The organism is Marinimicrobium sp. C6131 (assembly GCF_026153455.1).
Lineage (GTDB): Bacteria > Pseudomonadota > Gammaproteobacteria > Pseudomonadales > Cellvibrionaceae > Marinimicrobium.
On the sequence record NZ_CP110629.1, the window covers coordinates 3,754,147 to 3,767,287 of the forward strand.

A 13,141-nucleotide genomic window follows, 5' to 3' on the forward strand; every position below is an offset into this window, starting at 1 on the left:
ACGGGGCGCGGCTGCTTCCTGAACGCCCCATTTCACTGCTATGTCTTTTGGAGGACTCGTGTTAAAACCGCTTTTCGTTGTGGGCTGTGCCCTGTCCCTGTCAGCCTGCCTGACTCAGAAGTCCCAGGATGAGCTCGATGAAACCGGCTCACCGGAGCGCTCAGCCGAGATTCAATATCAACCCTATTCATTGGATCCGGAAGGGCGTGTTGAAAGCGTCACCATCCAGTCGTCGGAGACGTCTTCGGGTGAGCGTCGGTTTACCCTCAAGTCCAGTCAGTTCCAGCGCGACGATATGCCCCGTGAGCGTACCTTTGTAGAGTCCGCTGACGCCCTGCGTGTCGAGACCGGTAGTGTGCTGTTTGACGGTCTGTTTGCCATGGCGGTGGACGACCTGAAGCTGCTCAGTGTCGATGCCATTCGCGATGATCAGTACAACCAGGGTAACGAGATCGATTGCCAGTGCTTTCAGACCGGAGAAAAATGGCATTACGTCTGGACCCGGGATCTGGCGTATGCAGCGGATCTGTCCCTGGCCGTTGTCGACCCGCAACGGACGATCAATTCACTGCGCTTCAAAACCAGCGACTTCCGGCCGGAAGCCTCCGCACCGGATCACCTGCCAGAAGGCAGCCGGCAGATCATTCAGGATACCGGCTCCGGGGGCAGTTGGGCGGTCAGTACCGACCGGGTGTCCTGGGCGCTGGCGGCGGAGCGGGTCATGCATCAGCTGTCGGGTGAAGAGAGGGAATCGTTTGAGCGGGATACCTTTGCCAGCTTACGAGGCACTGTTGAAGCCGACCGTCGCGTCGCCTTCGACCCCCAGGACGGCCTCTATGGCGGCGAACAGTCCTATCTGGACTGGCGCGTACAGACCTATGCTCCCTGGATCACCAACAACCTGAGCCGAATGTCTGAAAGCAAGGCGCTGTCGACCAACGTGATGCATTACCGGGCGATTCTGCTGGCGGCATCCCTTTCGGAGCAGCGTGGGGAGCCTGCCCTGGCCGATCGTTATCAGCAGTGGGCGTCGGATCTGAAGCAGCGGATCAATGAGCGGTTCTGGCTGCAAGCCGAAGGGCTGTATGCGAGCTTGACCGGACCCAATGAGGTACCGGTGGTTACTCGTAAATACGACATGCTGGGCACCGCCTTGGCGATACTGTATGGCATCGCCGATGAGGAACGGGCGAGGGCTGCCATGAATCATTACCCGCACGCCCCTTTCGGGGTTCCGGTGTATTACCCCCAGCAACCCGAACAGCGGGTGTATCACAACCGGGGTATCTGGCCGTTTGTTACTGCCTATGCGCTCAAAGCCGGTGCATCGGTGAACAACTATAAAGTCGTCGACAATGCGGTGAATTCCCTGATGCGGGGAGCGGCGCTCAATCTTTCCAATATGGAGAATCTGGAATGGCTGACGGCGAAACCCTGGTATGACGATGGTCCTGTCATCAATTCCCGTCGCCAGCTGTGGTCGGTGGCCGGTTACCTCACGATGGTAATGGAAACCGTCTTTGGCTATCGGGTGAATTCCGACGGGATAGAGATCGCTCCATTTCTGACGGTGGACACCCGACGTCGCCTGGGGGATCAACCTTCCGCCTGGTTGCGCTCCGTGGACTACAAAGGCAAAGCAATTGCCATTGAGCTGGTATTGCCGGACAACGCCGATGGCGATGGCTATTATCCGGTCGACAGTGTCCGACTCAATGGGGACGTCGTTGAGGGGCGCATCACAGAGGAGATGCTCGCAGAGAGCAACCACATTCAGGTGCGCTTCGCGGCCCGGGTCAACAATGATAGCCGTCTGACCACTGTGCCGGCTGTGGATCCGCTCAGTCGCACAGAGCCCGCGGTGTTTTCACCCGCAGCGCCTACCATTGTTTCTCTCGAGTCTGATGGACAATCGCTGGTGGTGCGTTTCTCTGATGATGCCAATATCGGGACTGACGCATCGGTCCGTTACAACCTGTACCGCAATGATATACAAGTGGCGAGCGACCTGGACAAACTCCAGTGGACGGATCGTTCCGACGGGCTGGGGGATCACCGTCAGTGCTATGCCGTCGAAGCCGTATATCGTCAGAGCGGCCATCGCTCCCATCTGTCTGAACCGGTGTGTCACAACGGCGCTGGCGCTCAGGACATCGCGGTCAATGACGAGCGGATAACCTCCAACCTTCCCATCACACCGCCTTCGGCGATGCTGGATGCTCCGACGTTGAAAGAGTGGGGCCAGGAGGGGGACTCTCTGTCGCTTGACGGGTGGGCCGTCGAACGTGACGGACGCTACGTGGTGCGCCTGCGCTACAACAACCGGCAGCACACCATTGACTCCGGTGTCACCAATGCCATCAAGCAGCTCGTCATTCGCGACGCCAATGGAGTGGAAGTGGCGCGGCGCATTGTTCAGATGCCCAATGTGGAGGATCGCGACGGCCGTCACCCTCTGCGCCGTTCAACGGAGGTGGAGGTATCGCTGAACCGGGGCGAATACCAGCTGCAATTGGAGGATTATTTCAATATGAGTTACCTGTCTTCCAATCGTACCTATGGCGCCAGAGGTGGCCAGAATGGGCCAGTGAACCGTGCCAGCATTGCCGCCTTTGAACTGATCTACCTCGGTGAGGCACCAGAGTAAAAAATTGATGTGGGGGGAGTGGTTTTTACCGGGCTGTGCGTCTCAATGGCAGCATCGGGAAAATCACCTCCCGTGCCCACCCCAGCTGTCTGCACTCCCATTGGGAGTGACCATCAGACCCAATAATAAATCAGGAGAGGTAATTGTGACCGCAACCTACAATAACGCCCAGCGAGTGAATCCGGGCTTCAAATTGAAAGCACTCAGCGCCACACTCTTACTTGTCGCCGGCTCAACGGCCGTGCAGGCTCAGAGCACGAACGGCGCCGAGCCCATGCTTGAAGAAATCGTTGTCAAGGGCATTCGCGCGAGTATGGAGTCCGCCTCCGAACTCAAGCGCAACGCCGCTGTGGTGGTTGATGCCATCACCGCCGAGGATGTGGGCAAATTCCCCGATCCCAACGTGGCCGAGGCGCTGCAGCGTGTGACCGGCGTACAAATCAGCCGGGACCGCGGTGGTGAAGGCCGCTGGGTGTCCATCCGCGGCTTGAGTAGCCAGTACAATATGACGCTGTTGAACGGACGGACCCTGGCCACCGACAACGCGGGCCGTGATTTCAGTTTCGATGTGATGCCCTCGGAAGCCATTTCCGGTGCCGAAGTCTATAAAACCAGCATGGCCTCTCTGCCTGAGGGTAGCATTGGTGGCCTGGTCAATCTGACCACCGCCAAGCCCCTCGACAATCCTGGTTTGCACGCCTCCGGTTCAGCGGGTGCCTTTTACGATGGCGCTACCGAGGACTGGACCGGCCAATATTCCGGCGTTTTGAGTAACACCTTTCTGGATGACACCGTCGGTGCGTCTGTCGGTATCTCCTATTACAAACGCAACTGGCGGGCCAACACCTTCGACAGCTTCACCTCCAGCACCGAGCAGGTTGATGCCAATAATGATGGCGTCAAGGAAGAGGCGGTTGATGGTCGGGGGATCTTCCCGGGCATCATTTCCTACCAGACCAAATTCGGTGAGCGCGAACGCCTGGGCTTTACCGGTGCTTTGCAGTTCCGCCCGAACGACAATTTCGAAACGACGCTGGATGGCTTTTACTCCAATTACAAAACCCCGGAGTCTGCCTACTCGTTTAACGTCAACTTCTACAGTAATGACGGCTGGGATCGGTTCGAGAATTACGAGCTGGAACCTTACAATGGCGATGAGGTTGATCGCTGGTTGATCAGCTCGTTTGATCTGACCAATATCCCGCTGGAGATCGGCACCGACACCAAGGCCCGCGAGGCCGAGACCTACATGGTCGGCTGGAACTCCATCTGGAATGTCCGTGAGGATCTGGAGCTGACTTTCGATATTGCCTACTCCGAAGCCGATCGTCCCATTAACGGGACCGAATACTACACGGTGGCCGGTGTGAACGGTGGTAATTTCAGCTTCGAGGCAACGCCCGAAGTGCCGACCGTCACTTGTGTGCTGGACGATGGTCGTAACTGCCTGGATGTGACCAACGACGAAATCGGTCTGCACTTCATGGAGCCCAAGGGCGAAAGCGTCAATGACAAGGCACTGTCGGTTCGCTTTGACGGTGACTACCGTCTGGATAGCGTGGAGCTTATCGATTCCATCGAATTTGGTGTGACCTACTCCGGCCGGGAAAAAGATAAAGTGAACTGGCGTCCGGACAATGCCTGTGGTTACTGTGGCTTTGGCGACACACTGGGTGAAGTCGGTGTTCAGGCGGTTGTTCCCTTCCCGGGTGAGTACGAATACGACAGCGGCTTCGATTCCTGGCCCGCACTGGACCCGATCCAGCTGTTCCAGGCGGCGAGGTTGCATCGCGGTGACGAGTACTTCCGCTCCAACATTCTCGCCCAGCCGGAGCTGCGCTCCTCGGCCCTGATCGAAGAAGATGTCAGCGGTGGTTATATCCAGGCCAATTTCGCGGGTAACCGCTGGTCCGGTAATGTCGGTGGTCGCTGGGTGTATACCGAAACCCTCTCCATGGGGCACTCCCAGCAATTGCTGGAACTGCAGGAAATACCGAACAGCACCAACTGGAACGCCGAGTTCACCGAGGTGGTGCCGGTCAGTGAGTCGAACTCCTACGATAACTTCCTGCCTTCGGCCAACTTCACCTATGAGTTGAGCGAAGAGTATCTGATGCGGGCATCCGCATCCCGCTCCATTACCCGCCCGACCATTTCCCAGCTGGGACCGGACGTCAACTGGGAGGTGAACAGCCCACCGCCCCGGGTCAACCGCAACGGCAACCCCGAACTTGAGCCCTTTGTGGCCGACTCGCTCGACCTGTCCCTGGAGTGGTATGGCGGCGGTGGCAGCTCGGCGGCCATTGCACTGTTCTACAAGGATATCGGTGGTCTGATTACCAGCGAACAGTTTGGCGATGAATTTCAGGTGCGGGTGGTTGATGAGGACGGCAATGCCTCGGATGAAGCTCTGGACTTTGAAGTCACGGCACCGGTTAATGGTGATAGCGCCAAAGTGTTTGGCTCCGAACTGGCCTACCAGTACCTGTTTGATAACGGCTTCGGGGTCATGGCCAACTTTACCTGGGTAGACAGCGAAGCCGAGCTGACGGTGGACGGTGAGAAGATTGACACCGAGCTGAGCGGCGTGTCGGAGTACACCTACAACCTCGCCGGTATTTACGAGCGCGGTCCGGTCAGTAGCCGTCTGGCCTGGAGTTACCGGGATGAATTCACGGCCTGTAACACCTGTGCTCCGGGTGGGCGTCCTACCACGACCAAGGAATTCGGTTCGCTGGACTTCAGCGCCAGCTATGAGATTACCGATAACCTCTCGGTCTATCTGGAAGGGCAGAACCTGCTGGAGGAGGATAACCACACCTACAGCCAGGATGTCCGCATAACCCAGAACTACGAGGCGTACAGTCGTCGCTTCGAGCTCGGCGTTCGGGCGAGCTTCTAAAGTCGTTCGACCTGGTTGAACGACAATACCCGGCTTCCTGATTCAGGAGCCGGGTATTGTCGTTGCACCCTGTTCATGAACCGAGCGGTCGGTCAATCGATCTGGCCACTGAATTGCGTTATAGTGAAACCCGAAAGAAACAATAATGACAGTCAATAAGACTTCAACGGTTCGGTTTCATGTTGCTGAAAAAATCGCCCTTGCGCTGCGATGGATATTTCGCCGCCCTCCCGATGGTCCGGACGGGGCGCGGCATTCTATTGCTGTGGTGTTTTCTGCTGCATCCGCTCGCCTGGGCCGATGAGCCACACTATACCTTTTCAGTGTCTGCTCAGCCTCTGGATCAGGCGTTGCTGGAGCTGTCCAGTCAGGCCCGCGTGAACGTCCTGGGCTTGTCTCGAGCGCTGGAAGGGCTGCAATCCGCACCAGTTGAAGGGAGTATGAGCCTTGATCAGGCTCTCGGCCGAATGTTGGCGAACGTTCCGCTGTCCTACGAGCTGCTTGAATCGGGCTCGGTCATTATTCAGGCGCCCACCCCTGCACGCACGTCAGCCGAACCGGAAACACCGGTTATTGTGGAGGAGCGTCCGACCTACGATATTCTGGTAACCGGTATTCGACAGAGCCTTCGTACCTCTGCCGAGTTCAAGCGACTGGCGCCGGTGATTGTGGATACCATCACGGCGGAAGACGCCGGCAAATTTCCGGATCCCAATGTGGCCGAAGCCCTTCAGCGTGTGACCGGCGTTCAGATCAGCCGTGATCGCGGCGGAGAGGGACGCTGGGTGTCGGTTCGGGGCTTGAGCAGTCAGTACAATATGACCACGCTCAATGGCCGCACGCTGGCGACCGACAACGCGGGACGGGATTTCAGTTTCGATGTCATGCCATCGGAGAGCATCGCCAGTGCCCGCGTGTACAAAACCGCCATGGCGTCGCTGCCTGAAGGAAGCATTGGCGGGTTGGTGGATCTGCAGACGACGCAGCCCCTGGATGATCCGGGATTTCGCGGACATGGTTCGGTCGGCGGTTTCTTCGATGGAGCCACCCGCCAATGGACAGAACAGTACGCCGGTACCCTACAGAACAGTTTCCGGGACGGCACCTTGGGACTCTCTCTAGGCGGCTCCTACTACCAACGGGACTGGCAAGCGGATACCTACGACAGCTTTGTCTCTGGAACCGAACCGGTGGATGCCAATGGCGATGGTGTTCGCGATGAAATGTTGGACGGTCGCGGAGTCTATCCGGGCATTATTTCCTTCCAGAAAAAATTCGGACAGCGCGAACGTCTCGGGATTACCGGTGCTTTGCAGTACCAGCCGGATGATGATTTTGAAATCACACTGGATGCGTTTTACTCCCGTTACAAGACCCCCGAGTCGGCCTATTCGTACAACGTCAATTTCTACAGCAATGATGGCGCCCGTCGGTTTTCCGATGCCGTGCTCGAAGCCTTTGACGGGGATGGCCAGGATCGCTGGCTGATCAGGGACTTTGAACTGAACGATATTCCGGTGGAAATCGGCAACGATACCAAAGCCCGGGAGGCGACAACGGCCATGGTGGGTTGGAATACCCGTTGGCGCGCGAACGACGACCTGACGCTAACGCTTGATCTGGCGCTCTCTGAAGCGGACCGGCCGATCAATGGTACGGAGTACTATACCGTCGCTGGCGTCAATGGTGGCAACTTCCGGTTTGAGGCGCAGGATCCCGTGCCCCGTGTGCGCTGCACCTTTGATACTGGCGAGCCCTGTCTGGACGTCAACAACGACTCAATCGCGCTGCACTTTCTGGAGCCGAAGGGAGAGAATGTCAATGATCAGGCACTCTCCTCGCGATTGGAAGGGCGGTGGGTGACGAATGAGTTGAACTACCTGGACGATCTACAATTCGGTTTGATCCACACCCGGCGACGTAAAGAGAAAGTGGATTGGCGCCCCTCAAACCCCTGCGCGTTCTGCGGGTTTGAGGACACCCTGGGGGAGGTCGGGGTAACAGCAACGGTACCCTTTCCGGGGCATTATGATTATGCGTCCGGGTTTGATCGATGGCCGGCACTGGATCCCCTGGCTTTGTTTGAAGCGGCGAAAGCACACCGCGGCGATGCATTCTTTGAGCGCAACATTCTGGCGAAACCACGGCTTCGGGCCTCGTCGGTTATCAACGAGGATGTGAGCGGTGCCTTTGTTCAATTCAATCTGTCGGGCGCTCATTGGTTTGCCAATCTTGGAGGACGCTGGGTCATCACAGATACCCTGTCCCGAGGCCACAGCCAGCAACTGCTTGAGCTGCGGGAAATTCCAGGCAGCACCAACTGGAATCCGGTTTTCAGCGATATTGTGCCGGTGGCGGAAAGTCATCGGTACCGGAACTTTCTTCCTTCGTTCAATGCGAGCTACGAGTTTACCGAGTCGTTACTGGGGCGTGTGGGACTCTCCCGGAGTATGACGCGGCCCACGTTATCCCAATTGGGGCCGGACGTCATGTGGGAGGTCAATAGTCCGCCACCCCGGGTCGAGCGCAATGGTAATCCGGGGCTCGAGCCGTTTATTGCCGACTCCGCGGATCTGTCTTTGGAGTGGTACGGACGGGGCGGAAGTTCGATGGCCGCCGCGTTATTTTACAAAGACATCCGCGGTTTGATCACCAGTGATGTGTTTGAAAGCGACTTCTCCGTTCAGGTTGTGGGTGTCGATGGGTCGGAAACCGAGGAGATTCTGACGTTCGATGTGTTGGCACCGGTGAACGGAACCGACGCCAGGGTACAGGGCGTGGAGCTTGCCTATCAGTATCTGTTTGATAATGGGTTTGGTGTGATGGCCAATATGACCTGGGTCAACAGTGATGCGACCTTGACGAGCGAAGAGGCCCAAAGTCACACTGAACTGAGCGGTGTGTCCGAGTACACCTATAATTTGGTTGGACTTTATGAGCGACGGGCGTTCAGTGGCCGTCTCGCCTGGAATTATCGGGGTGAATTCATCGCCTGCAATACCTGCGGCCCTGGCGGCGTACCCACGACAACCGCCGCGTTCGGCTCGCTGGATTTCAGCCTCAGCTATGATTTAAGCGAGCGTCTGTCCCTCTATGCGGAAGGGCAAAACCTGCTCCGGGAGGACAATCACACCTACAGCGTTGATCGCCGTCTTACCAACAGCTACGAAGCCTACAGCCGTCGCTTCGAGCTGGGTATTCGCTTCTCTTTCTGATCGTTCACGCAACGTTGCCTTCCGTTCCCCAGTTTCTTTGATTGGGGGGAGTGGAATGCCTGCCCCCACCCGTCCTATTAATGCAGAAAAAGACGATCCGATGGCAAATGTCGTCCGTGGGTCGTGGTCACCCTGTACTCCCTCTAATAATGAAAGAGAGCGACTATGAATCTTTATCACTTCCTGACTGCAAATACCTTGCGTACCTGGCTGTTCGCACTGACCCTCGGCGGGCTTCCGATGATGATGACTGCTTGTGGTGGCGAAACGCAGACTGGCCCCGATTTGCCACCTTTACCGGAGCAGGAGCAAAATGATGATCAGACGCCCGGTAACGATGACTCGGATGATGGCTCGGCGAATACCGATGTCGACCCGCTCTACATGGTAGGCAGCGCAACGCCCGGCGGTTGGTCCCTGGACAACAAAGAAGCGTTGCAACCGCAAAGCGATAATGAAGCGGTGTACCAATGGCAGGGCGAGCTGGGGACCGGCGAAATCAAGTTCGCCCATTACGAGGCGACGGATTTCTGCGGTGGTGCCTGGCTGCTGGCGAGCAGTGAAGCTGAACCGGTCAGTCTCGATGGCAGTGGCAATGCCTATACCTGGACAGAAGACTGTCCTGATGAGACAGGCGTGTCCGACTGGAAATGGACGGTGGAAACCGCCGGCGTCTACGAGATTCGGGTCAACACCGACGAAGAGCGTGTGTACTTCGCGTTGGAGGAAGCCGATAACAATACTGAAGAGCCGGGGGAGAGCGGTGTTCACCTGTTTTTGGTGGGTGACGCCACGCCGGGTGGTTGGAGTCTGGACGATGCGACCATGATGGACCGGGGAGCCGACAATACACGCCAGTACACAGTGACCCTGGAGCTGACCAGCGGAAGCTTCAAAATTGCCATGGCGGAATCGGCCTCAGAACTGTCATTTGATCCGGGGCACGACTGGATCCACCCCAACACGGAGGGTCAGCCGCTGGCCGAAACGGCGTACTCCATTGTGACGGCGGGCGAGGGTGAAGATTACAAATGGCAGATTTCGGAAGATGCAGCGGGTACTTACGATATCGCGGTAGATCTGGAAGCGGAAACCATCCTGATCGACCCACAATAAACGTTTCGTCTCGTTTCGTTTCGGTGTGCGGCGGGTGCGCTTCGCTTACCCGCCCTACGTAAACTGCGGAGGTCGCGTAGGGCGGGTAAGCGAAGCGCACCCGTTACCGAAGGCGGATTAAAGCTCCCGACGCAACACATCCACAATCGCCGCAATATGGTCTTCCCGGTCATTCAGGGCGGGAATGTAATGATAGGTCTCGCCACCGGCTTCCATAAAATACTCGCGGTTCTCCTCTTCCAGCTCTTCCAGCGTCTCCAGACAGTCAGCACTGAACGCTGGCGACAGTATGGCAATGTGCTTGATGCCATCCTTTGGAAGCTGCTTGAGCGTTTCATCGGTGTAGGGCTTGAGCCACTCCTCCCGACCGAAGCGGGACTGAAAGGTGGTCAGGCACTGCGACTCCTCAAGTCCCAGCTTTTCCCGCACCAGACGGGTGGTCTTGTGGCACAGGCAATGGTAGGGGTCGCCGTTGTCGAGATAGCGCTTTGGCGTGCCGTGGTAGGAGAACAGAAATTTATCCGGCATGCCGTGCGTATTGATGTGGTCCTGCACACTCTGGGCCAGGGCGCTGATGTACAGCGGATTGTCCACGTAGCCGCTGATGAAACTGATCGAGGGCACCCAGCGCCAGGTTTTCAATTCATCGGCCAGGGCGTCGAACGTGGACGCTGTGGTGGGGGCCGCGTATTGCGGGTACAGCGGCAGTACCACAACGCGCCGGATACCCAGTTCCTGGAACTCCCGCATCCCCTTGGGAATGGAAGGGTTGCCATAGCGCATGGCGAGCTTGACGATCACCTCCTCGCCCAGGGCTTTCTGCACGGCGTCACGCTGGCGCTGGCTGATCACCATCAATGGTGAGCCCTCGTCGCTCCAGACCGAGGCGTAGGCTTCGGCGGACTTCTTTGGGCGAATCCGCAGAATGATGCCGTGGAGGATGACCTTCCACAGCAGACGGGGCACCTCGATGACACGGGGGTCAGACAGAAATTCTGCCAGGTAGCGGCGCAGCGCCGGAGGGGTGGGCGCATCGGGCGTGCCCAGGTTGGTGAGCAGCACCCCGGTTTTTTGCTGGGTGCGGCGGGTCTCATCCGAGGGTTTGTGAAAACGCTCTTCGATGCGGTCGTTGACCGCCCGGTATTGCTGGCTCATGAAGTCTCCTGTCTGTTGGCCCGAACCGCAAACATAGCGGGTTGGGAGGGATAATGCTACCGCCGGTGGTGCTTTGATCCAGTGGTCCGCGGCAAGCGTATTCCCCGATAATGGAAAAGAGGTTGTACCCGTGATGAATCGTTCTACTGCCAAGCGTTCAATCAAAGCAGATATTCCCACTCCGCAGCCCGGTCAAACCGTCACCACCCTGTATTACGACGGTTTATGCCCTTTGTGTCAGCGTGAGATGACTTTATTGAAGCGTCTCAAGTCAGCGCAGCTCCGTCTGCTGGATATCCACAAGCAGTGGCAGTTGCCGGCGGAGCAGCGCGAGGCCATGTTGCGCCAACTCCACCTGAAGCTGCCCGATGGTCAGTGGTTGCTGGGCGCCGATGCCAGTGTCGAGGCACGAGGGTGGGCTGGCTGCTCAAGCCGCTGCGTTGGCCCCTGGTAGGCCGGATCGTGGACCGGATTTATCGGCGTTGGGCCAAGCGACGTTTCAAACGGTTGTACGGCAGTGGCCGTTACCTGTGTACCTTGCCTGAGGAGGCGCAAAATGATCCCTGAAGCGAGTCGTCCGGAGCGTCGTGCGGTGGTGATGAGTTTTGCCGATTGCGCGCATTATCTGGTGGGTTATACCGAGACGCCGGTGGGCTGGGCGGACGAAATCGAGGTGGTGCGGGACGAGCGGGGACGGGCGCAGAAGTTCCCCAGCCTGTACGCGGCCAAGCGGTGGCTGGCACAGCGGGGAGCGGACAGAGCCTGGCTGGTGATGCAGACGCCCTATGATGAGATGGTGGGGCGGCCGACACCGGAAGAGTCGATGAGTGAGATTCCCTTGGTGCTGGTGGAACAGAATCACCGTTAGCGCCTTGCGTCGGGTTAGGCCAACGGCCGTAACCCGACAATTCCAACCATTCCTTCAGCCTGCTGTCTATTTGGCCGGCTCAACCTTCAGAATTTCCCCGTTGCGATCGTCGGTCAGCAGGTAGAGGTTGCCATCCGGCCCCTGAACGATATCGCGCAGACGCTTGCCGATGCTCTCATCGAACATCCGCTCCTCGTGAGTGACTTTCTCACCGTCCAACTCCAGGCGTGACACCAGTTGGAACTTGAGCGCGGTGACCAGCAGGTTGCCGCGCCATTCGGGAAACTGGTTGCCGGTGTAGAACGTCATGCCGGCATTGGCGATGGATGGCACCCAGTAGTGGACGGGTTGCTCCATGCCCTCTTTTTCAGTGCCCTCACCGATTTTTCCACCGCCGTACTGTTCGCCGTAGGTAATGATCGGCCAGCCGTAGTTTTTGCCCGCCCGGGTCACATTGATTTCGTCACCGCCCTGAGGGCCGTGCTCGCCGGTCCAGAGTTCGCGAGTGTCCGGGTGCAGGTCGGCGCCCTGGACGTTGCGATGGCCGTAGGACCAGATTTCCGGCTGGGCATCTTTGTCGCCGACAAACGGATTGTCATCGGGCACACTGCCATCGGGGTTGATGCGGGCCACGGTGCCGATGTGACTGTCCAGTTCCTGGGGATAGTTGTCCTCGAAATCCTGCTGGCGATCCCCCATGGTGATGAACAGTGTACCGTCGTCGCGGAACACGAGACGTGAGCCGAAGTGCCCATTGCTGCGCACCTTGGGCTGCTGGCTGAAGATGACTTCCACGCCCTGCAGCTCATCCTGGTGGTTGGGCATCAACTTGCCCCGGGCCACAGCGGTGCTGGTACCGCCCTCACCGGGCTCGGAAAAGCTGAAGTACACCCAGCGGTTATCGACAAAGTCGGGATCAATCGCCACATCCAGCAGACCGCCCTGACCGCGGCTGGCAATCTCGGGCAGGCCCTTGAGTGCGGGACCCTTGGTGCCGTCGGCCCCGACAATCCGCAGGTCGCCGGAGCGTTCGGTGACCAACATATCACCGCCGGGCAGGAACGCCAGACCCCAGGGATTGCGCAGCCCGTCGGTGACCTGGGTCACTTTCAGGGTGGCTTTCTCGGTTTCGATAATGGTGGCGTGATCGTCCGCCTGAGCGCCAGTGGCCAGAAGGCCCAGCGCCGCGCAGGCCAGCACGGGCGACAAACGTGTCAACAGTGAAGCCATGGTCAGTC

At 58.1% G+C, this 13,141-nt stretch carries 8 protein-coding genes; 6 read left to right on the forward strand and 2 right to left on the reverse strand.

The window, feature by feature from the left end:
* Positions 1-58 precede the first annotated feature (58 nt).
* The 4 genes from OOT55_RS16025 to OOT55_RS16040 all read left to right on the forward strand — a co-directional run bounded on the left by OOT55_RS16025 (position 59) and on the right by OOT55_RS16040 (position 9,880).
* On the forward strand, positions 59-2,647 hold the full coding sequence (locus tag OOT55_RS16025; RefSeq protein ID WP_265366844.1) for an MGH1-like glycoside hydrolase domain-containing protein: 2,589 nt from the start codon (positions 59-61) through the stop codon (positions 2,645-2,647).
* Between the two features lie 145 nt (positions 2,648-2,792).
* Entirely contained in the window at positions 2,793-5,549 is a 2,757-nt protein-coding gene (locus OOT55_RS16030; RefSeq protein ID WP_265366845.1) for a TonB-dependent receptor, read from the forward strand.
* 179 nt (positions 5,550-5,728) lie between these two features.
* Positions 5,729-8,764 carry a TonB-dependent receptor gene (locus tag OOT55_RS16035; protein ID WP_265366846.1) on the forward strand — a complete coding sequence of 1,012 codons (3,036 nt, stop codon included), beginning with the start codon at positions 5,729-5,731 and terminating at the stop codon, positions 8,762-8,764.
* Between the two features lie 165 nt (positions 8,765-8,929).
* Entirely contained in the window at positions 8,930-9,880 is a 951-nt protein-coding gene (locus OOT55_RS16040) for a SusF/SusE family outer membrane protein (protein WP_265366847.1), read from the forward strand.
* Positions 9,881-9,997: 117 nt separating this feature from the next.
* On the opposite strand, the gene hemH is transcribed toward OOT55_RS16040, so the two are convergent.
* On the reverse strand, positions 9,998-11,035 hold the full coding sequence (gene hemH, locus OOT55_RS16045; protein ID WP_265366848.1) for a ferrochelatase: 1,038 nt from the start codon (positions 11,033-11,035) through the stop codon (positions 9,998-10,000).
* A 133-nt stretch (positions 11,036-11,168) separates the two neighbouring features.
* Here hemH and OOT55_RS16050 point away from each other — a divergent pair, with 133 nt between their 5' ends.
* A complete protein-coding gene (locus OOT55_RS16050) occupies positions 11,169-11,489 on the forward strand; it encodes a DCC1-like thiol-disulfide oxidoreductase family protein (RefSeq protein ID WP_265366849.1) in 321 nt (106 codons plus the stop codon).
* Between the two features lie 102 nt (positions 11,490-11,591).
* Entirely contained in the window at positions 11,592-11,903 is a 312-nt protein-coding gene (locus OOT55_RS16055; RefSeq protein WP_265366850.1) for a DUF6482 family protein, read from the forward strand.
* 66 nt (positions 11,904-11,969) lie between these two features.
* On the opposite strand, the gene OOT55_RS16060 is transcribed toward OOT55_RS16055, so the two are convergent.
* Positions 11,970-13,133, reverse strand: coding sequence for a PQQ-dependent sugar dehydrogenase (locus OOT55_RS16060; protein WP_265366851.1), 1,164 nt, complete (start codon positions 13,131-13,133; stop codon positions 11,970-11,972).
* Positions 13,134-13,141 lie beyond the last annotated feature (8 nt).

Excerpts from the sequence above, each read along its gene's own strand:
- OOT55_RS16035 (WP_265366846.1), top strand. The coding sequence starts at position 5,729 with ATGTTGCTGAAAAAATCGCCCTTGCGCTGCGATGGATATTTCGCCGCC.
- OOT55_RS16040 (WP_265366847.1), top strand. The coding sequence starts at position 8,930 with ATGAATCTTTATCACTTCCTGACTGCAAATACCTTGCGTACCTGGCTG.
- hemH (WP_265366848.1), bottom strand. The coding sequence starts at position 11,035 with ATGAGCCAGCAATACCGGGCGGTCAACGACCGCATCGAAGAGCGTTTT.
- OOT55_RS16050 (WP_265366849.1), top strand. The coding sequence starts at position 11,169 with ATGAATCGTTCTACTGCCAAGCGTTCAATCAAAGCAGATATTCCCACT.
- OOT55_RS16055 (WP_265366850.1), top strand. The coding sequence starts at position 11,592 with ATGATCCCTGAAGCGAGTCGTCCGGAGCGTCGTGCGGTGGTGATGAGT.
- OOT55_RS16060 (WP_265366851.1), bottom strand. The coding sequence starts at position 13,133 with ATGGCTTCACTGTTGACACGTTTGTCGCCCGTGCTGGCCTGCGCGGCG.